At 48.2% G+C, this 21,410-nt stretch carries 17 protein-coding genes and 1 pseudogene; 8 read left to right on the top strand and 10 right to left on the bottom strand.

Translation table 11 applies throughout. From position 1 onward, the window contains the following. Positions 1 to 41 precede the first annotated feature (41 nt). The gene (locus P2G85_RS13240; RefSeq protein WP_275864558.1) at positions 42 to 236 is read right to left on the bottom strand and encodes a hypothetical protein; all 195 of its coding nucleotides are present in this window, start codon (positions 234 to 236) and stop codon (positions 42 to 44) included. A 153-nt stretch (positions 237 to 389) separates the two neighbouring features. Here P2G85_RS13240 and P2G85_RS13235 point away from each other — a divergent pair, with 153 nt between their 5' ends. From P2G85_RS13235 to P2G85_RS13215, 5 genes and pseudogenes are all read left to right on the top strand, one after another. After that, a complete protein-coding gene (locus tag P2G85_RS13235; RefSeq protein ID WP_275864557.1) occupies positions 390 to 1,076 on the top strand; it encodes a DNA-3-methyladenine glycosylase I in 687 nt (228 codons plus the stop codon). A 110-nt stretch (positions 1,077 to 1,186) separates the two neighbouring features. Then, positions 1,187 to 1,897 (top strand): annotated as a pseudogene (locus P2G85_RS13230) (sodium:glutamate symporter); the annotation flags it as partial. A 284-nt stretch (positions 1,898 to 2,181) separates the two neighbouring features. Then, positions 2,182 to 3,921 carry an ABC transporter transmembrane domain-containing protein gene (locus P2G85_RS13225; protein ID WP_275864556.1) on the top strand — a complete coding sequence of 580 codons (1,740 nt, stop codon included), beginning with the start codon at positions 2,182 to 2,184 and terminating at the stop codon, positions 3,919 to 3,921. Beyond that, positions 3,922 to 5,697, top strand: coding sequence for an ABC transporter transmembrane domain-containing protein (locus P2G85_RS13220; protein WP_275864555.1), 1,776 nt, complete (start codon positions 3,922 to 3,924; stop codon positions 5,695 to 5,697). It begins immediately after the preceding gene. A 247-nt stretch (positions 5,698 to 5,944) separates the two neighbouring features. After that, complete coding sequence (locus tag P2G85_RS13215) at positions 5,945 to 6,493, top strand: hypothetical protein (protein WP_275864554.1); 549 nt, start codon at positions 5,945 to 5,947, stop codon at positions 6,491 to 6,493. A 354-nt stretch (positions 6,494 to 6,847) separates the two neighbouring features. Here the strand turns inward: P2G85_RS13215 and P2G85_RS13210 are convergent, their stop codons facing one another. The 4 genes from P2G85_RS13210 to P2G85_RS13195 all read right to left on the bottom strand — a co-directional run bounded on the left by P2G85_RS13210 (position 6,848) and on the right by P2G85_RS13195 (position 11,082). After that, positions 6,848 to 7,060 carry a hypothetical protein gene (locus P2G85_RS13210; RefSeq protein WP_275864553.1) on the bottom strand — a complete coding sequence of 71 codons (213 nt, stop codon included), beginning with the start codon at positions 7,058 to 7,060 and terminating at the stop codon, positions 6,848 to 6,850. 94 nt (positions 7,061 to 7,154) lie between these two features. Continuing rightward, complete coding sequence (locus P2G85_RS13205; protein WP_275864552.1) at positions 7,155 to 8,279, bottom strand: HD domain-containing phosphohydrolase; 1,125 nt, start codon at positions 8,277 to 8,279, stop codon at positions 7,155 to 7,157. Positions 8,280 to 8,506: 227 nt separating this feature from the next. Beyond that, positions 8,507 to 9,712 (bottom strand): aromatic amino acid transport family protein, encoded by a 1,206-nt coding sequence (locus tag P2G85_RS13200; protein WP_275864551.1) that lies wholly within the window; start codon positions 9,710 to 9,712, stop codon positions 8,507 to 8,509. Positions 9,713 to 9,885: 173 nt separating this feature from the next. Next, positions 9,886 to 11,082, bottom strand: a complete 1,197-nt coding sequence (locus P2G85_RS13195; protein WP_275864550.1) for an iron-containing alcohol dehydrogenase — start codon at positions 11,080 to 11,082, stop codon at positions 9,886 to 9,888. Between the two features lie 246 nt (positions 11,083 to 11,328). Here P2G85_RS13195 and P2G85_RS13190 point away from each other — a divergent pair, with 246 nt between their 5' ends. Together P2G85_RS13190 and P2G85_RS13185 are read left to right on the top strand one after the other, a co-directional pair. Then, positions 11,329 to 12,594, top strand: coding sequence for an HD domain-containing phosphohydrolase (locus P2G85_RS13190; RefSeq protein WP_275864549.1), 1,266 nt, complete (start codon positions 11,329 to 11,331; stop codon positions 12,592 to 12,594). 209 nt (positions 12,595 to 12,803) lie between these two features. Continuing rightward, positions 12,804 to 13,727, top strand: a complete 924-nt coding sequence (locus P2G85_RS13185) for a LysR family transcriptional regulator (RefSeq protein ID WP_275864548.1) — start codon at positions 12,804 to 12,806, stop codon at positions 13,725 to 13,727. 8 nt (positions 13,728 to 13,735) lie between these two features. On the opposite strand, the gene P2G85_RS13180 is transcribed toward P2G85_RS13185, so the two are convergent. The 3 genes from P2G85_RS13180 to P2G85_RS13170 all read right to left on the bottom strand — a co-directional run bounded on the left by P2G85_RS13180 (position 13,736) and on the right by P2G85_RS13170 (position 17,008). Next, positions 13,736 to 14,617 carry a YjjW family glycine radical enzyme activase gene (locus P2G85_RS13180; protein WP_275864547.1) on the bottom strand — a complete coding sequence of 294 codons (882 nt, stop codon included), beginning with the start codon at positions 14,615 to 14,617 and terminating at the stop codon, positions 13,736 to 13,738. 21 nt (positions 14,618 to 14,638) lie between these two features. Further along, on the bottom strand, positions 14,639 to 16,183 hold the full coding sequence (locus tag P2G85_RS13175; protein ID WP_275864546.1) for a YjjI family glycine radical enzyme: 1,545 nt from the start codon (positions 16,181 to 16,183) through the stop codon (positions 14,639 to 14,641). 198 nt (positions 16,184 to 16,381) lie between these two features. Next, positions 16,382 to 17,008, bottom strand: coding sequence for a LysE family translocator (locus tag P2G85_RS13170; RefSeq protein WP_275864545.1), 627 nt, complete (start codon positions 17,006 to 17,008; stop codon positions 16,382 to 16,384). Positions 17,009 to 17,673: 665 nt separating this feature from the next. Between P2G85_RS13170 and P2G85_RS13165 the strand changes: the two genes are divergently transcribed. After that, complete coding sequence (locus tag P2G85_RS13165; RefSeq protein ID WP_275864544.1) at positions 17,674 to 19,410, top strand: EAL domain-containing protein; 1,737 nt, start codon at positions 17,674 to 17,676, stop codon at positions 19,408 to 19,410. A 202-nt stretch (positions 19,411 to 19,612) separates the two neighbouring features. Here P2G85_RS13165 and P2G85_RS13160 read toward each other — a convergent pair whose 3' ends face one another. Both P2G85_RS13160 and P2G85_RS13155 read right to left on the bottom strand, forming a co-directional pair. Further along, positions 19,613 to 20,086, bottom strand: coding sequence for a response regulator (locus P2G85_RS13160; RefSeq protein WP_275864543.1), 474 nt, complete (start codon positions 20,084 to 20,086; stop codon positions 19,613 to 19,615). Beyond that, positions 20,073 to 21,410 (bottom strand): ATP-binding protein, encoded by a 1,338-nt coding sequence (locus tag P2G85_RS13155; protein WP_275864542.1) that lies wholly within the window; start codon positions 21,408 to 21,410, stop codon positions 20,073 to 20,075. Before P2G85_RS13155 ends, P2G85_RS13160 begins: the two co-directional genes overlap by 14 nt.

The following is a 21,410-nucleotide window of genomic DNA, read 5'->3' as shown; positions in this document are numbered from 1 at the left end:
CTTCATTTACGCCCTCTCTGCACTTTAGAGAGGGCGTCGGTTCAATTCATCTCCGTGGTTACCACCACATCCAAAGTCTCATTATCAAAATCGGTGATCCCCACCACTGACACATCACGATCCGAGAGATTTTCAATCAGGTCATCCTCCAGTCCCCCGTCAGCCAGCCAAGTATAAAACTTGTTGGCGACACGCTCTGAACCTTCACCAACAAACGTCAACGTAACCTTCTTCATCTGCGGCCCCTCCTATCAAGATGAAATCGTCTGCTTTCTATCATCCACGTATGAATGACGTTATCCATCGTGGTGTAAATTTATGATTCAGCTACTTAATTAAGCGTAGTATGCTTATCAGTGTAGCGACACCAACACGGGCAGAATTCTTTTATGACCATTGAGAAATTTGATGCTATTTATCAGCGCGCGGCAAAACGCAAGGGAGGGGAAGACCAACTGGAAGCCCGACTCTCACGACCATTGAGTCAGGCAGAGTTGCTGGCGATTCCTGATGAACGCTGGCTTGCGGCATTTACGATGAAAGTCTTCCAAAGTGGTATTTCCTGGCAGGTTGTACGCAATAAATGGCCAAACTTTGAAGATGTTTTTTTCGGATTTAACCTTGAGCCGCTATTGATGCTCTCCGATGAACAGTGGGAGCAGAAAGCGACGGATAAACGCATCATTCGCCATCTGACTAAAGTGATGTCGATCCCGGCCAATGCGCGTATGATCCATGACGCGGCCCTGCAACACAGCTCGTTTAGCAACATGGTCGCTAACTGGCCGGCAGACGACATCACCGGCCTTTGGCGCTATCTGAAAAAGCACGGCAAACGGCTGGGTGGTAATACCGGTCCTTACACCCTGAGGCAAATGGGCGTCGACACGTTCATTCTCTCATCGGATGTCGAAGCGTACCTGCGTAACAGCCAAATCATAACCGGCGGCAAAGAGAGCAAAAAGTCGCTTGATGCCGCCACTCAGGCTTTCCTTCAGTGGCGGCAAGAAAGCGGGCGGAGTTTCACCCAAATCAGCCAGGTCATCGCATTCAGCACCGGTGACAACCGAATCTAGGGTTTAGCAACGCCATGCTACCAAACCATGCCATTCGCTCGCCCGGGCGCGCATGGCATGGCCAAACTTGTTCACCGACTCCAGACATTTGGCTCAGTTCCCGCGCGGCTAAGCCTGACGAACAGCAGGCTGTGATGAAAGATACCATGTCCTCGCTGTCAGTTGACTCATTTGCCATTCACGCCGCATTGGTGGTAGTGGTAACGGCATTTTCTTATGTGGCCGCCAATTACCTCTCCTCTTTCCACGACAAAGTCCAGAACCCGACTTTCGTCACTGGCTTTCTGGGCGGTATGCTCGTCCGTATCATCGCCCAACAGACGCGCGCCTCCCACTACCTGTGCGACGGTGCGTTTAAGCATGCAGCGGGCATTAGTACCGATTATCTGATTATCTTCGGTATTTCCGCGATTAAGATCACCGTGCTTGCTCAGTATCTCATGCCGATGATTGTTCTGGCTGTCGGTGGTGTCGGCTTTACCCTCTGGCTGATCTTCTGGGTCGCTCCCCGCATCATGGGAGACGACTGGTTTGAGAAAGGCATATTCTCCTGGGGATGGCTGACCGGCACCGTTGCAATGGGTATTGCGCTGCTGCGTATTGTTGATCCTAAAATGCGCTGTAAAGTGTTGGATGACTACGCGATCGCATACGTGCCCGGCTCTATTACGGATATTTTCATCATTTCCCTGATGCCAATTGCCATGTATAACGGCATGCACTGGCAGGCTTTGAGCGTCGGGTTAGCCTACATCGCCCTTGTACTGTTTATTTGGCGCTTTGTCTTCAGACGCTCCTCTCAGGCCATTTCAGAAAGCTGAACCGCCTTCCCCTTCAAACCCCTGGAATAGACGCTTTCAGGGGCTTTCCTCTCTCCCCGCCCCCCTACCGGCCAAACTGACAAAAATAACAATAAATTCACATTATTTCATTAAGTCGCAACTTCTTAGCCAGAGATCATCGGGCTTTCGCGTCATTAAACCGTCCCGCGACACAATCTCCCGTTTTCCTATCAGCTTGAAAAATGTGCTTGTAATCAATTTATTAACACGAATAATGAATTGAATGTTCTATAAAAATTTCAATTAGTTACGCAGGATGCACGATGAAAATTTTCTGGCAATTGCGTTGGTATTTCCAACTCAAGTGGAAGCATTATGTAGGCTCTATCCTATTGTTTGCCGTTATTTCCGCCCTCCAGCTGGTGCCCCCCAAGGCAGTCGGTGTGATCGTGGATAATGTGGTGGCTGGCACCATAACCGGTCAAACGTTAGCCACGTGGTTGCTCGGGCTGACTCTGCTGCTCTCTGCCATCTATGGCTGCCGAATTTTATGGCGCATTTGGTTGTTCGGAGCCAGTTGGGAGCTGGGTACCATTTTGCGCAACCGGCTCTACCGTCACTTGTCGACCCAACCACCGCGCTTCTTTGAACGCTATAAAACCGGCGATTTAATGGCCCGGGGCACCAATGACGTACGTAACATCGTAATGACGGCGGGTGAAGGCGTGCTGACCGCCGCTGACTCATTGATCACCGGCATTGCGGTGTTGATCGTCATGGTCGGCCACATCAGCTGGAAACTGACGCTAATGGCCTTATTACCAATGCCGTTTCTTGCTGTAGCAATTTTTTATATTGTGCGTATTCTGCACACGCGTTTCCGCATCGCTCAGGAAGCCTTTTCCTCAATGTCGGACATGACGCAAGAGTCACTTAACGGCGTTCGGATGCTACGTGCATTTGGCCTGGAGGATCAGGAACAGCGCCACTTTGAAGGCGTGGTCGACGACACCGGGGCAAAAAACCTCGCGGTTGCCCGTGTTGACGCGCGCTTTGATCCAGCTATACAGATTACGATTGGCATATCTTTCCTGCTCAGTGTAGCAGTCGGTGCCTATCTGGTCGAAAATGGTGAGATCACCCTGGGTGACCTTACCGCCTTTACTATGTATCTGGGCCTGATGATTTGGCCAATGCTGGCCTTTGCCTTTTTGTTCAATATTCTCGAGCGCGGTTCCGCTGCGTGGAACCGCCTGGAGGAAATCTTTAACGAGCAGCCAGAGATCGTCAGTGGTAATACCCCGATACCACAACAGCTGTTGCCGCTCACGCTTGATATTGAAAACTTTCACTGGTCACCAGAATTACCGCCGGCCCTGAGTCAGGTTAGCTTTACGCTACTCCCTGGTAAAATGCTGGGTATTGCCGGTCCGGTCGGGAGCGGTAAGTCTACCCTGCTGGCTCTGTTATTACGCCAGCATGAACTGTCTGGTGGAGCGATCCGATTCGGTGAAGTCGAAATCAAAGATGCCCAACTGGCACAGTGGCGTCAGCGGTTTGCGGTCGTCAATCAAAGTCCATTTCTATTCTCGAAGTCGATTTACGACAACATTGCGTTAGGCAATCCATCCGCCAGCCAAGAAGAAGTCTATCGCGCGGCTAAGCTGGCGTGCATTCATGATGACATTCTAAAGTTTCCCCATGGCTACGATACCGAAGTCGGAGAAAAGGGCATCACGCTCTCCGGCGGGCAGAAACAACGGATTGCAATTGCACGGGCGATGCTCCTAAACACGCAGGTACTGGTGTTGGATGACGCCCTATCAGCCGTTGACGGCCGAACCGAACATCAAATACTAACAAACCTTGAAACCCATTACCGTGAGCAGGCCTTAATTGTCATTGCCCATCGCTTAACGGCTCTCGAAGCCGCAGAGGAAATCATTGTACTCAACCACGGCCACGTTACTGAACGAGGTCAACACGCAGAGCTACTTAAACAACAAGGTTGGTACGCTGAGATGTTCCAATATCAAAAACTCGAACAAGCTATGGAGGACTGATTGATGCAACAAAGTACTTTCCGCCGATTATTGTCATACCCATTAGCTCAACCAAAGCCGATGATAAAAGGCCTGATACTGCTGTTTATTGCTGCGTTAGCCAACGCCGGCGGCCCTTGGCTGATCCAGTATTTTATTGATGAACACATCGCCAAAGGCGATTACTCGACTCCGGTTCTGGCGTCACTGGCTGTAGGTTATATCCTACTTCTGGTAACATCCGCGACATTTCAGTACCTGCAGTCGCTGCAGTTTAGTTTAGTTGCGACCAACACGATTAAAACCATTCGTAAACAGACGTTTTCTGGTGTGCTCAGACAACCCCTGTCAGCTTTTGATTATACTCCTGCAGGTAGGCTGGTATCACGTATCACCAATGACACTGAGTCACTACAGCAGTTTTACGAACTACTGATTGCCACTGTGGTGAAAAATGTCGTGATGATTCTGGTCATGATTGGAGTGATGTTTTTTCTCAGCTGGAAACTGACTGTGGTAGTACTGGTACTCTTACCCGTGGTCATTGGCTTTATGTATCTGTTTAAAAAACTCAGTACCGAAAGCTACCGCAACATGCGCGACTTGTTAACTGACATTAACGCCAACTTAAGTGAGTCAATCCAGGGTATGAGTGTCATCCAGTTGATGCAGCAGGAAGAGCGATTTAACCAACAATTCAATGACCTGACGGAGCAGCATCTGGTCGCCTCTAAAAACGTGATCCGGCTAAATGGCTACATGTTGCGTCCGCTTATGGATCTGCTGGCCGGAGTTGCCCTGCTCTGCTTAGTGGCTATCTTCGGCGTCAGTGGCGTTGAAATGATCGGCGTCGGGGTTTTATACGCTTTTATCAGTTATCTCGGACGGGTGACCGAACCGTTAATCGAAATGACCCAACAGCTGGCGTTACTCCAGCAGGCATTGGTCTCCAGTGAACGGGTGTTTGAACTGATGGACGCAAAAGCGCAAACCTATGGTAATGACGATCAGCCCCTTGTCACCGGTGCTATCCAGCTTGAACAGGTAACATTCAGCTATGATGGTAAACAAAATGTACTGAAGGATATCTCCTTGCAGGCCGACTACCAGCAGTTTATTGCTCTGGTCGGGCATACCGGCAGCGGTAAAAGCACGCTGGCCTCACTGCTGATGGGCTTTTATCCGGTAGAAACAGGTGAGCTGCTTATCGACGGTCGGCCGTTAAAGAGCTTAAGCAAAACGGTATTGCGGAAAGATGTCGCCATGGTGCAGCAAGACCCGCATATTTTGCCTGCCTCAGTGCGCGAAAACATTGCCTTAGGACGTGCCATCAGCGATTCAGAACTATGGCAGGCACTCGAGAGTGTGGGTCTGGCGGAACAAATCCAGCGTTACCCGGATGGCCTGTCAACCGAGTTAGGTCAGGGGGAGACTAACCTTTCTGCGGGCCAGAAACAGCTGTTGGCTCTGGCTCGGGTTCTGGTGGCAAAGCCGAAAATTCTGATTTTGGACGAAGCCACCGCAAATATTGACTCCGGTACTGAGGCACTGATCCAGCAAAGCTTAGCAGTGTTACGTGAGAACATGACCCTCATTGTGATTGCTCACCGCTTATCAACCATTTTAGATGCCGACCAAATCATGGTACTGCATCACGGTGATTTAGTTGAGCGAGGTACACACCAGTCACTGTTAAAAAGCAAAGGACGCTACGCTCAGATGTACCAGTTACAACAAGCCGATCGTCATCTCAAACAGCTCGAAGAAGAGGATAAATGGCTGGAAGAAGCCGTCTAAAAGGATTACGAAAAGAGCCCGCTTATATTTTCCGGGCTCATTTTCGGCCGAGTTCTTGTATAACAACAGCAAATCGTATATTTCTTACCTATTATTGACATTTGCCCTCGCTATTTTCGGCAAGCTCGTTGTAAAATCAGCATCAACGCCAATACTACCCTTTTGAACATTTTAAATTAGCTAATGTTAAGCACAGGGTTGTGTCGGGTATTTCTCGTATTACTTAATAATGTCATGACAAAAGTCCATGGACCAAGATAAGTTTACCAACATATTTCGTCTGCCAAGTTCAATACAGATCCGTATTGCCAAGTGGCAAAAAACTTTCCGCGGCACCTCTGATCTGGTTTTACATCAGGCCTTGGTAGAGCGTAACAAGCAATTTAAGAAACCAAACTTTTTACCCAAAGGATGGTGTATTGCGCCACTCGAAGAAAGTGATATCTCCATTACTCATCATGGTAAGTACATCCAAACAGCCATGAGAACCATGATTGACAGAAAAGTATCGTACAAACGCCTGTTTTTGTCTCGCATGCCAGTGGAAGAAGCCGAAAAGACTCTGCATGAATATAAGCTGGAGTGGATTCGCAAGCATAATCAGATCGCCAAAAAATATAACCAGATTAAAAAGAAACAATACCTCAATTTCGCACGGGAAGAAGAAGAGACCCTCTACCCGTCGATCGAAAAAGGTGAGTTTGACAAGGTATTGTGGAATAAGCTTGTGATTTCATCATTCGGCCCGCCGAAAAAATACAAAAACCCCCACTTTGTACGTAAAGCCGACTTCTGATCCTGAAAGTCCCTGTCTCTGGGGGCTTTCATAACATTCACTTTCCCGGTATCGATTTGGCTCCAGCAATAAAAGAAGACTTACCAAAACACGTGAGTCAAAACCAAATGGGTACTAATACCAGGTTCAAAACTATTCCCATGCTTTTGTCTCACCGGACCGTTACGGATAACAAAAACATCAATCTGAGTGCACAAGCAATAATAAATTATCCCAGACACATTCCGGCATAATTTATCCCTCTCCATTCACAACTGTTCGATCACTTTTATCTATGTGGCTTCTTTGTCTATATAGCATCAACCAGCATGAATGCTTATATCCATGCGTAGGCTGGCATATGCAGAACACTAATCAATGACGCGCGTCTGCACCAAACTCAACTTGTTTATAAATATCAGCCAGTGATTTCTTATCTTGCTTAGCTTTGTGTCGTCTCGGAGCTACCGGGTGGTTCTCTTGTTCATGCAACGCTGCTTCGTGCTCTTTAGCAGACTGCACAAACTCCGGATTGGCCAGTGCTTGTTGCCGCAAGCGGTTGACTCTTTCTAAGGTATCCCACAACATACATTACCTCCCAACGAGTTACTGTATATATAACCAGTATTGGTTATTCCTCCTCTTTCGTCAATAGTTCGTTAAAGTTTTCCTTAAGCTGGTATTACCGCGCGCCAAATCCCAGTGAATACTCCGGATACTTATTGAGTACCTCTTTGAGATATGCCTGATGGCCGCGCAACGCATCCACGCATTCCAGTGAAAGCGCGCCCTGGTAAACCAATTTTTCCAGATCCAGTAATGCCGATGTAATAGAACTGGCTTCTCTGTCAGGATGGTGAGTGGTCATTACATCAAACACATTCGCGACCGCAACGATTCGAGCCGGCACCGGGATCAAATCTTGTTGTACACCATATGGGTACCCTGAACCGTCCAGATTTTCATATTGGTAAGCGATGATCTGATTAAACAAAATAACGCTCGGATGCACCGGGTTACCAATGCGCTCGATAATGCCATCCGCCGCTTCCACACACTCATCCATGTGGCTTTTGAGTATTGCTTCCTGCTCGTTATTCAGACCTTTACGACGACACACAATATCAGGATGCAGACTGATGTCGCTTAACGCATGATACTGAGCGAACAAACCGATTTGCTCGACAACTTCATCACTGAACTGATAACGCTGCGCCAGCTCTTTGGCAATCAGCCTGGCGTAAAGTGTGATTCGTCTGGTGTGGGAGTAGACTTGCGGTGTGTAACCCGGCAAATGACACTGTATCCGTCCGGCGAGGAACTCTATCGCCTGTACAACATTGAGCTCAGACTCGATAGCATACTGAACCATATCAAAATAAGGTTTAAGCGGGTTAAGCTGCGCAAGAGTAAACGCATTTGGCTGGACAGAATTAAGGAAAATGAACCCCGTAAAGTCATGGCTCTCATAACAGGGAATGGCGGCTGAAGAGCAGTAACCTCTTTGCAGCAGGCTGCGTACCCTTGGACTGTGGGCAACTACTTTTAAGTTGTCGATAATGTGTGGAGTAGCAGATTGAGCCGCCGCTTTTAACCGGGGAAGTTTACTCAAAGGCGCTTCGTAGTGAGGCAAACACCCGTTATCACCGATGCTTTCAGCAAAAGAAGTAAGCAAGCCTTGTTGCGGGATGTATTTTGCGTAAGAAATCCGGTCGACAATGGGCAAATGTGCCTGCATGCGACACTTCAATGTTTGCATCTGCTCATTAAGCGGCTTAGCAAATGGATAAAAGCTTCTATGTGCCACGCTCCACCTCCACAGTGAAGAAGAGAAACCAAAACCGACAGCCCATCTGAACGTGATTAATTAACTAATGCTTTTTTAGTCAAAACTTTGACATACCACAACATAAGTGTAAGAGACAATTTCATGACTCTGCCAGTTATTGTGCAAATTATCATTCGTGAGATTGATCTCAAATAAAAAAAGCCAACCGACACGTGTCGGTTGGCTTAAAAACACGTTGGATGGCCTCAGCCTAATGCAGGTAAAAAGCCTAATGTAATCAGTAGTTGCGCAGCCACTATACCAAACCCCGCAAGCCCGGTGAGCACTAACGCAGTTTGCCCGCCGGCAACACGATATTCACCATTAAAGTCCGTACTGCGGCGTACTTTAGCGACCATCGCCAGCGGCAGGAAGATAGCTAAAATGGCCAGAGCGATTGCAGCATAACCCAGCGCCATAATAAAGCCTTGAGGATAGAAAAGCGCGAACACCAATGGTGGAGTGAAAGTCACCGCTGCGGCCAGCATCCGGTTTGGCTGTGCGTTTTTGCCCCGAATGGTGTCACCCAAGAATTCAAACAACCCTAAGCTCACACCTAAAAACGAAGTCAGTAACGCTAAGTCGGCAAACAGGCCAACGATACTTGCTAAGCGGGATTCATGTACTGTCAGAGCAAGTTGATTGATCAGTGCTGTAAGCCCGGTGTTATCAACCAGTTCGTCCTGGCTGACGACACCAAGGGTGACGACCTGCCAGAAGATGTAAATCACCAACGGAATCGCTGAACCAAAAATAATCGCTTTACGCAACGAAGGGGTATCACCTTCCAGGTAGTTTACAATCGCCGGGATACTGCCGTGAAAACCAAACGAGGTGAAGATAACCGGGATGGCCGCCACGATCAGCCCCTGCTCGACTGGCATACTCAGTAGATAAGATTCCGTCACATTCGGCGCAAGAAATGACAGTACCGCGATCATCATTACCATTTTCAGCGTAAACAGCACACGGTTTACCTTATCTACTGTTCCGGTTCCAACGGTGACCACGCAGGTCACAATAAGCGTAAATACGATCGTTGCACTGCTCCCGGCAATCTCAATGTCAAACCACTGCGACAGACGCTCGCCAAACTGCGCTCCGCCACCGGCAATGTAGGCGGCACACAGAGCATAAAACAAAAACAACATGGCAAAACTGGCTACCCACTTACCTTTCGGCCCGAGGATTTGCTTGGCTAAGGTATGCAATGTGGCACTGCTATCGGCGTATTGGTGTAACTCGAGCATCAGCAATGCGGTGAAGGCCATCAGCACCCACAACAAAAGCATGATCATTAATGATGTAGAAAAACCGATACCGGCAGAAGCCAGAGGAAGTGCCAGCATCCCGGCACCGATTGTAGTACCTGCGATGATCAGCGTACTACCAAATACTTTGGATTGACTCATTTGTATAATTATCTTTACAGCTTATTAAGATTAACCAGTATCAGATCCGGGAACAGCCGCCCAAAACTAATACCATGTAAGGCATAAATCCAATTCTGTAGGATATCCACAAGAAGATCAAGCAAAGTGTAAGGATAAAAATCCATTTGTGTACACTAAAGTGTACGCATCAACTAACTGCGCATTTCAGCTAACAGCATGGCACATTGATTCTCATCCATGAATTTGGGAACCGGGTAGTTCCAGTGCGCTTCTTTCAAAATATCCTGCACGAGCTGATCGATGTCGGTTGGTTGAATGGCATTCGAAGTTGGCATAATTCCGATACGCTCATACAAGGCTTCAACTTTAGCCAGCAACCAAGTCGCTTTTTCGCTTTGCGTCAGAGTCCGATCGACTTGTAACACTTCTGCCAGTTGTGCCAGTTGCGGCTCAATGGCAGGTAAAGAAAAACGCAGAACCGGCAACAGAGCAATACTATTGGCTAAGCCATGAGGCAACGCATACTTAGCCCCCAGGTTATGGGAAAACGCATGCACATAACCCAGGCTGGCTTTGGTAAATGCCAAACCAGCGTAGTAGGAAGCCATCGCCATACGCAAACGTGAGGTTTTGTTGGTCCCCTCTTCCACCACCAAAGGAAGGTGGGTGAAAATCAGTTTAATCGCGGCTACGGAGTAAGCTTGCGTTTCAGCAGTCGCATTGCGGGAGATATACGCTTCTAATGCATGGGTTAACGCATCAATGCCGGTTTCCGCGGTAATCGCCGGTGGAAGCCCCAGCATTAAGTCAGGATCTAACGCTGCCATAAGTGGCACCAGTTTGGGATCCACCAGCGGAGTCTTTTTGTGCGTTGCCGGGTCCGATACAACCGCAGCGACGGTGACTTCCGATCCGGTCCCTGCCGTGGTGGGAATCACAAATAACGGTGCCGGCGTTCGCCAAACCCGAAACAGCCCCGCCAAGCGGGCGATCGATCTATGGTTAGTGACTCGCGCAGCAATCACTTTCGCGCAGTCCATGGCTGAACCTCCGCCCAATGCCAGAACTGCATCACACTGATTGTCCGTGTAGTGACGAAGCCCAAACTCAACCTGCTCATAGGTAGGATCAGGTTTCACCTCTGAAAACACATGTACCTTTAACTCAAGCGAGCTGAGAATATTGCCCACTCTCTCAGCCATGCCCAGCTTAACCAGACCATCATCAGTGACTAGCAAAATGCGCTGGTAACCCAGATCGGCGATAGCCTGACACATATCTGTCACTGCCCCCTCTCCGGAAAAAAGCGTCGGTTTGGGAAAAGGTAAAATCTTCGCCGCCAGTTTCAGTCCATTGGTATAAGTGCGGTATAATCGATGAGTTAACATTAGAATTCCTTATCTACGTCAGTTCAGTTTGATTACCTTACCGTTTAAAGCTGTCCGTTTCTTGAAACTGCGCATCAGAATTTCAATCTGGATAAACCAAGCTTAAACGGTTTTCACAAAAATTCGTACATAGCTCAAATTCCTGATCCTCCGCCACAATTCAAGGCTAATATTTTTCCTCCACACCAAGTAGAATCGACACATACAAAATTCCAATAATTACAAATAATATAGTCGGCCCATTAAATGAATAATAACTGTACCCCTGCTGCAACTGATTTTGAGGTTGATTTAAAACAAGCCATCATCTGGGTTGCGCGCGCGCTGGATTATGTCGGAGTGGATGACACCCATCACAACCATCGCGTGGCGTATATTGCGTATGAATGTGCTCTGGTAATGAACTGGGACTTAAATAAGGCAGAGTTTTGCTATTTTGCCGGCATGCTACATGACTGTGGTGTGTCTGAAACCCGAGAGCACATGATGCTCCTTGAAGAGTTAATTCCCCAAGGAGCCAAAGCCCACTGCCTGCGCGGCTATCAATCGCTCAGCCAATGTGGCCTGTTGGCTCAGTTTGCGACCCCGATACTGCATCACCACACTCAATGGCATGAGCTAAAACACCTGAATATTCCCGCTTTTGATAAAGACGTTGCCGCGCTGCTTTACTTGTCAGATCGGCTCGATTTTCTCCGGGCACGTTATGTTACCGACTGTCATTTTGACCTTGTCACCTTGCATGAGTCGCTAATTGCAGACTGTGTCGCCGACAATGCCGGTACCCTGTTCCATCCCGAGATGTGTGAAGCAATGATTAAACTGATCATGACTGACGGGTTCTGGTTTGCCATGGAATCAGAAAACATTGAAACAATAGGACTGCGCTTCGATAACATCGCCTGGCTACAGAAGCAACTCACTATCGAAGACATGAACAGCTTAGGTCTTTTTCTTGCACGGATTGTTGACGCCAAGAGCCCGTTTACTTACCAACACTCGCAAAAGGTGGCGGAGTTGTCGCGCTATTTAGCATTGTGTATGGGGCTGGATGAACATGATCAGGAAATGATATTTATCGCCGGCTTAGTCCATGACATCGGCAAGCTTAAAACACCGGACGAAATCCTGCACAAAGCCGGAGCGCTGACGGCTGAGGAGTACACACGGATAAAACGGCATACCATTGATACCGAACTGGCACTACACAAAGTATTTTCTAATGCCAAAATCGCCCAGTGGGCATCGAATCATCACGAGCGCCTCGATGGCTCAGGTTATCCGTATCATAAAACGGCAGAGGAACTGGACATCCCCTCCCGTATCATTGCTGTTGCAGACGTATTTCAGGCTTTGTCACAAGATCGCCCTTATCGGGGGCCGATGGGGATCACTGAAATTGAAAAACTAATGGACGGCATGATAACAGAGGGCAAACTGTGCAGTGATGTATATGGGGTACTCAAAAGCCACATTCACGACTGTTACCAGCTTTCCTGCCAGGTTGTCTGAAGAGGATGATAATTTCAGGGGCTGACTCTAAGCCCCGATGATTACCGGCTCAAACCACTATTTTAACAAAAGCAACACCTTCTTTTGCTACGAGCAGCCAGCAAATCCAGCTAGCACAATACCACCTCTGTGATATTTCACTAAATAGCCATAGTAATTAATTATTTCATACTGATATAATTAAAAAAATTCGATTTTGAACCTTATCTATGGATTATATCGCTCTTTCACGCATCAGCCTGAAACACCTCACCATTTTGCATACGCTCCTGACGACACACAGTGTCACCCAGTCGGCAGAAACGCTCTGCGTTACCCCTTCCAGCGTAAGTAAAACACTCAGCCAGTTGCGACAAATTCTGAAAGACGACCTGTTCTACAGGGAAGGCGCCCAACTCGTGCCGACGCCATTTGCCGTCAGCATCGGCCCGACCATCCATTGCATTTTGTCGAGCATGAATGGCTTGCTTCACCAAGGTTCATTTAACCCGGCTGACTATCAGGGCCGTTTTTCGCTAGCGATGAGAGACAGTACCTTTGAAGTTTTCGCTCCGGTGCTGCAACGCCTGTCCGAGCAAATGAGCACTCAGGCAATGTTAAGCATTTACGCCAAAGAGCACATGAGCTTTGATGCCCTGAACCGCGGGCAGGTGGACTTTGTGATCCTGCCTCATGACCTCAGTCAGCCGCCAACCCTCAATAGTGAGCTGGTTTGGCAAACCCTTGTCTCTGATGAGATGATTTGCCTGATGGGCGCCAACAACCCGCTCGCTGAAACCGAGCTCACCATCGAAAAGTACCTGGGTGCAAGGCATTTGGGCATTCACGACAAAGACCTGGCTCAACCCTATTTTGAACAGCTGCTTACCCAGTGCCATACCAAACGAAGCATGGCCATGTATGTAGCGGATTTTGGTTCGGCAGCGGTAATGTGCCATCACTCGGATTATCTATTCACCTGCTCAAAACACTGGGCCAGCATGGCATTACAGGCAAAAGGACTGGTTGAAAAGCCATTGCCTTTTGATTACGGCCAAGTGGCCTACAGTTTGGTGTGGAACAAAGCGTCAATGAACGACCCGGCACTCAAATGGCTGCAACAAGAGTTACTGACGGCTTGCAAACCCGGCTAAGGCTGGCTTTAGCGGATCACGCTGGGCAGGGTAATAGATTTGGTGACATAACGGCTTAATTGATCACGAAAACGGCGAATCTCCACCAAGCTACATCTTGGCCAGGTCAATGCCTCGCCGACAACACCGTGATGCTGAAATGCGTTTAACCGGATACGGACCTCGCCCGGTAACTGCTCCAGATAATGACCGACCTGAGCGATCTCCGCCTCCAGATCGCTGATCCCCGGAATATGCAGCAGGCGAACTTCATACAGTTTGCCCTCCTGCGCTAATCGGCTTATTGACTGAAACACACGATGATTTCCACGCCCGACCAGCCATTGGTGAGTTTCTTCCTGCCAGGCTTTGAGGTCTATCATTGCGCCGTCACAATAGGGAATGAGCTTATCCCAGCCTGCCGCGGACAAAGAACCGTTACTGTCAATAAAGCACGTCAGTTCACACAGCTGCGGATCCGCTTTAATGGCTTTAAACAGTTCAATAACAAACGGGAGCTGAAGGGTGGCTTCCCCACCGGATAGCGTAACACCACTTATAAAAAAGCGTTGCTCGCGTATCAAATCGAGCACTGCATTGACACTGTAGTCAGCGATTTTAGGATTGGATTGATGCTGACAGACATCAATACAGTGATCGCAGTGGGTGCACACCTCTTTTAGCCAAACAACGTTGTTGCTTTCGTTTAACTCCAGTGCGCCTGCCGGACATTCGCCCACACAATCACCACAGTGATTACAATGGTTGATCGTATGAGGGTTATGGCAGCTTAAACACTGGTAGTTACAACCCTGAAGAAAGATGACCAGCCGATTTCCCGGACCGTCAACGCAAGAGAAAGGCAGTATGCGACTAACCCTCGCCACCCGATTTTCCGCTCGTCCAGACATCCTATTTAACTCCGTTAGCCACTATTTTACATAGGTTGGCGACATTTCGTGACTCACCACGCGCGGTGAGCGCTCTAAAATCCCGGAATTTTTTACCGCCTCGGCACCAAGGAAGGTGGTGTTAGTGCGTGAACCTTCCTGCTCATATTTGGCAATATCAGACAGCTTAACCATATAACCTGTTACACGGACTAAGTCGTTAGACGCTACATTCGCGGTAAACTCACGATAACCGGCCTTCAACGCGCCTTTACACAAGTTGAACATCGCTGCCGGATTCGCTTTTACTGTTTCATCGATGGTCAGAATATCACTGATACCAGAGCGGTAATATTGGTGATGCCCTGCCGTAGCCTGCACATAAGAAACCGGATCAGGCTCCGAACCATAAGGAATACGCACCCCCGGCGTAACATCCAGATCCAGGCTGATGCCGCCTTGAGCGTGCAGTAATGCCCGGCCCTGCAGACCAAACTTCACCGGAGTGGTTTCGACCAAGTCAGACAATTTTGCCGAAATCGCCAGGCCAAGTTCATTGGCGACACTATCATGTCCGTATTTACCGGCAGTCCCCTCTTTTTCCAGCAGCAGATTAACCGCTTCTGCCATACCGTAAATCCCGTACATTGGGGCAAATCGTGATTCTTCGATCAGGCCTTCTGTGGTTAAAAAACCCTGGAAAAAGTTCGACTTCTCATGCAGGTGTGAGCTACGCGCGTCGATCAACTCTACCATCAGAGTATGGTACATCGGCAGGATGTGACTGAAAAAATCGTCGCGACTTTCTGCACATTGTACTGCTTGTTTGAGGTTCATCCGCACCAGCGTATTCGCGCCCCCAGCCAGTGGCAGTGAATTGTAGCAACTCACTATCCCGAACCGGCCATCATCGTAAGCGTTCGCATGGAGCGGATAATTAGCAATATGGGGTTTGCTGCAATCACAGATATTTTGTGTCGCTTGCTTAAGCAAGTCATCCGGTGTCACCACCTCGTCGTACATAAACGTCAAGTTTGGGGCGATCTGTTTTAGCTCTGCATCAATCTGTAAAATAGTGCGGCAGATAATGTTGTCACTCGGGCCAATATTGACATGCATGAAAGCATCTGGCAGCGTTCGATCCAACATGATCCAGAAGCGCTTCAGCTTCTTATATAATTGGGATGCCGTCAGGTCTCCGATAAACGGTAGCAACAGCTCGTCCAGCTGTCCGAGATAAACCGGAATGTTCGTCACCGAAGGAACATGATGGTAAAGAATGGTCAGCATGTTGAGGGCATCATCAAAATCCTCAGCCGGGGCCAGCTCAAGATAGTCAGAACCCCGGGCAAGAAACTTTGCGTAATCGGGTAAAACATAGCGTGGTTTAAACGGCGCATGCCCCTCGAACATGTCGCAGATAACGCCCTGCGCCATCGCCTCTTTGAGCGCCGGCGAAAGTGGCATATAAGGTATTACAGCTTCAGCTTCTAAAGCCAGAAAATTAGATTTCTGTTTGGGTGACAGTTGGTGGTCGGTAGCGATCGCGAAAAAACGATGCTGAAGTTCGGACAGACTCTGACTCATCGGCGATATTCCTGATAATGGGAGAAATAACGCTCCAACGTCTCGCAAGGCAATGACACTTAACCCGGCTATAAACACAATAGGAGCTCGGCGAAAGTGTACGCCTGCTGCCCCATCATCACTATTGAAAAAAAACAAAAGCCTTATTTCCAAATAAGAAATAAGGCTTCGCTAATTAAGAACAAGGTAATACAATCGTTAGCCGCGGCTGGTGGTGGACAACATCACCCCGGCGCCGACAAACACGCCTCCAAAGAGTCGGTTGAACAATTTTGCCCGGCCTTTGGCAAATAACCAATTAGAGCTTTTCACCCCCAGAAAGGCATAAAACAGCAACCAGCTCAGCTCAAACACCACAAAAGTACTGGCAAAAACCAGATACTGACCGAACATTGATGCCTGAGGATCAATAAACTGCGGAAACAGAGCGGTAAAAAACACGATCGCCTTGGGATTGCTCGAGCCAACAATGAAGCCACTGGTAAAAGCACTTAGGTAACCAATCGAATCCCCTCCGGCATCGGCTTGAGTAAAATCCGTCTGCCTGGAAAGCAGCGCTTGAATGCCCAACCAGACTAAATAAGCCGCCCCACACCATTTGATCAGATTGAATACCAGCTCTGATGACGCGACCACCACACCAAGGCCGGTAAAAGAGAGGGTGAGGATAATCGTGATCGCACTTAAGCTTCCCAACGCAGTAACACCAGCATAACGAAAGCCATTACTGACGCCCTTGCTCAAGCAAAGCAGAGAACTGGGACCCGGAGAAGCTGTCAGGATCAATATCGCGAGGGTGTAATAAATCCAGATATCAAATTGCATTAGTGTTCCTTTCTAATGTGTAAAGTCAGATATTCAAGCCGCCCTCTTCGCGAGCCTGAATCCAGAACGGTTTCTATCCGTGAAACGTCTGTCAATAAACCTGAAGGCTCAAAGCGTGTCATTTAACCAGGGTGAATGCCGCTAAACATCAACGCCTGTTCAATGCGCTCAGCACTGTTTAGTTATGCATTCAAAATAGTCATTATATGCAACAAAGTAAAGAAACTCATATCAAGACTTACATTGGCATGTCGGGCAAAACGAACATAACCATGATGCTGAGCCCTGCCTCAACCTAAAGCGCAACTCACTGCTTTAGCGAAGCATGCATCCTACGAGATCCCACCAGTAATGTGACTTCACAACATATTGACGGTGACTATTTCTATAAACTGTGCCATTCATCAACCACAGAGCGACGCAATTAGTATTTACTATGAGAAAATCGACAGATACACCGATGCCAGGTAACCAATTTGAAAAAACTCTATTGCATACTAAAGCGTATCGATTATTATGCACCCACTAGCACATAACCTGATAAATCAACTTTGATATTACAAAACCAACACAGAGTTGAAGGATGTACCAGACAGAATGATGTTGCCACGACTCCCCGCCCCCATATCTGTACCTGAACAACCTTTGCATGGGGATGACCAGTTATGATCAATGCCTTAGACCCGACAATGACAGATTGCGATCGCGATTTTCTCAAAATCGTTAAAGAACGCTTTGTGCATATCTTTGATGTTTTTAACGAAGGTCTGTTTTACATGGACGAACTTGGGTCGATGGTGTTCTACAACCAGCAGTTTTATGCTCAGTTTGGTATAGATGCCGGAAGAATCAGCCTGGAACAGTGGTTGGATCTGGTACACCCGCTGGATCGAGAACGACTGGCCAAACGTGTCGATTCGCACATCACTACCTCCGATCAACGGGTGGCCACCACCTATCGGTTACGTAAACCCAATGGCCAGTATATCTGGATTGAAGGGGTAGCCATGACCAAACAGAGTGATGTTGGTCAGTACATGGTCGGCAGCCACCGTGATATTTCCGAGCGTAAACTGATGGAAAGTTACATCCATCAGGTTGCGTTTCATGATAATGCATCCGGCATGGCCAACCGGGCTAAATTACTGCTTGATATCGAAGAGCTCACCAACGCCGGTTACGACCAGGCCTCTTTGATTTACATTCAGATTGATGACATCAAATCATACCTCAATCACTATGGTGGGGATTTAATGAATGATCTGGTCGATAAGTTAATCAATACATTACATCAGTTACCATCAGCGGTAACCAACATCTACCGGGTCCGGGATGACGACTTTGCCATCCTGATAGAAGAGGCGTACAGCCAGGAAGAACTGCAACAATTCGCCAATACGATCAAGCAGAATTACCACACTACGGTTATCCAGGACGGCCAGTTACTGGGAAGCAAGATCAGTATCGGGCTTTATCCCTATTTTGACCCTACGATTGAAGCCGAAGGCATTTTGCGTAAAGCAGCGCGTACTTGTCAGTACGCGAGTGAAACCGATGGAAACCGGCTGGCCATTTACAGCAAAAACACGCAAAAAGCGGTGGATCGCTACTTTTTTATTGAGCGGGGCCTCAAGCATGCGCTTGAACAACACAGCCTGAGTGTTAAGTTTCAGCCAATCATCAATGCCCAAAATGCTGAAGTCGCGAGTTTTGAATCATTGGTCCGCTGGCGGAGTAAAGAGTTCGGTGAGATTTTCCCGGATGAGTTTATTCCGGTCGCAGAGAACAAAGGCCTGATCGTCGAACTTGGCTACCAGGTCTTTACCAAAGCCTGTCAGTTCATTAAGGACTACAATGATCGCTATCAACGTAATACCCGAGTCAATGTAAATGTCTCTGTATTACAGCTGTTGAACAGTGAATTTCCAACAAAAATCAAGGCCATAGCAGATAAAATAGGTGTCCCGCCTCAATCGATCGTACTGGAGTTAACGGAAACATTCATTCTGGATAATAACCAAGCCGCGATTGAGCCTTTGAACACCCTTGCTGAACTCGGTTTCGCTTTATCACTAGACGATTTTGGTGCTGGTTACAGTTCGTTAAACTGCTTTTTCGACTTGCCGATGACACAAATTAAAATTGACCGCTCTATGGCTCGCAAAGCGCTCACCAACCGCTCTTCACATGAGTACCTCAAACTTCTGACCGCAATGTGTAAGGAAAACAACATTGAGGTAGTTATTGAAGGCATTGAAGACACCACTATGTGCCAGTTTTACCAACAGTTGCATGTCAACTTTTTGCAGGGATACTGGTTTGCCAAACCACTGTCTCTCGCCAGTGCCAGTCGCTACACCCAAGGGCAGGGTTTGCGCGACGCTTCAAAGTTATCGCACTAAATACCAATCTCACCGCAACGTAAAGGCCATGGAATATGGCCTTCACGCCAACATGCCAGCCACCGCGAGCTTCTGGTGCTTACTCTGCCTTGCCAGCGATTCAAGGCGACCGGCTCATTACTTCATGAGGCGTAACACAGCCTGAACAACAAAAACAAACCACCACCCGGCTTGCCGCTCAGGTGGCATCCGTTTCATCACACTATCTTAAGCTTGCCAGTACAACCTGCTGATCAAGGTGCTCATGGTACTGCGTGTAATCTAAGCCCATATCAAAAATATACCGGGTCACCAAATTACGTACACACTCAATCAGTTGTTCTGCTTGCCAGGGTTTCTCGAAATATCGGTCAATACCTGCAGAATTAATGGCGTTGATGGTATCCGTGTGAGTGGCCTGACCGGTCAACAGCACTTTACGGGTCAGGATAAACCGGCTGTCTTGAGATATCTCAGTTAACAACTCGACCCCGGTTTTCCCCGGCATCACATGATCGGAAATGACCAATGCGATCATCTCTCCGTCGGCATCCAGCTCATCCATTAACTCCAGAGCTTCATCGGCAGATTCGCAATCCTCAATATTCAGCCACTGAGACAAGGGCTGTAAATCCTGCAGAACCGCGCTTAACACCTCTCGCTGGTCATCAACGCAAATTAAATTAAGCTTCTCCATGTTCATCCTCTACCGGTAATTTGATTCTAAAAATGGTTTTTTCGTTGTCACTTTTCACCGCTATCGTCCCGTTATATCCTGTGAGAATACGTTTCACAATAGACAGCCCTAACCCCAGACCGAATGACAACCCACCCTTTTTGGTTGTGAAACTAGGTTGAAAAATCTTCCGCCGTGTCATTTCGTCGATTTCAGGGCCATTGTTGGCGATCGTCACCAGAATACGTTTTTTGCTTAACCGTGTCTGGATATCAATTACGGGGCTTGGATTACCCGCTAAAGCATCACAGGCATTTTTTAAAATATTGACCCAAATCTGAACCAACTCAGTTTGGGAGCCGATAAACACCGGTAGCTCTCCAGGGCGAAAACGCACATTAACCCGGCGCAAATCGCTCTGCAGTAAAGCCAGAGCCCGGTTAATCGAGTCATTGATGTTCAATGCCTCATCTAAATCAATATCCACCCGTCCAAGCTGCTTAACCGATTTGACGATGCCGATAGTATGCTTAGACGCTAAACGCAGATCATGCAGATCGCGCCCCATCTGCCAAAATCGAATCGCTTCCTCTGGCTGTTTGAGCCAATGGGTATTCAAATAGTCGTCAGGCACGGCGCGTGCAAGATCTCTGGCTAACTCTCTGGGTAGCCCATAATGCTTTTCGAACTTTTTCCCCCTGGAACGAGCCTCGCTCGAAGAGACTTTTTGCCCCTGCAGCAAACCAAAATCAAAAAACTGGCTCGCCTCAGGGTGAACTTCTTCCAGCAGCTCCATGATCATAGTTTCTAAGCGCTGTGATTTACTGCTGACCACACCAATGGCGTTGTTCAGCTCATGGGCAATCCCTGCTGCTAACTGCCCTAGTGTCGTCATCTGTTCAGCGGTATGCAGCTTTTGTAGCGCTTTTTCCTTTGCCAGCGCCTCTTGTGTCGCCCGGCGCTGCCGCTGGGATAACTCATTCACGATCACCGGCATAAATTGCGCAGTCAGCGGGCCGTACTTTTCCTCTTCCACGGCCGGCGTTTCGCGCTCGATCCAGGCCAGATCCGCATCTGTTTCTGCGAGCACGGTAGAAGACGCTATTCCTGTGCCGGAGAAAAAACTGTGCACACCAATAAATGCCCCTTGCGAAGCAGAGAATACCTGAGTTTGCTTGTTGCCATCTTCAGAATAAAAACCAGCAAGCTGGCCTGACAGCACATAATACAGCCGCTGATTATGCCCATCCTGCTCAATCAGTACCGACCCCGCGCCGACGGTAAACCGGCGCTCGGTATCACTAAAGTAGCGTTCGACCAGACATTCAAGTTTACTCTCGTACAT

This window comes from Vibrio sp. CAU 1672 (assembly GCF_029223195.1).
Classification (GTDB): Bacteria; Pseudomonadota; Gammaproteobacteria; order Enterobacterales; family Vibrionaceae; genus Vibrio.
This window is presented reverse-complemented; position numbering and strand designations above follow the sequence as displayed.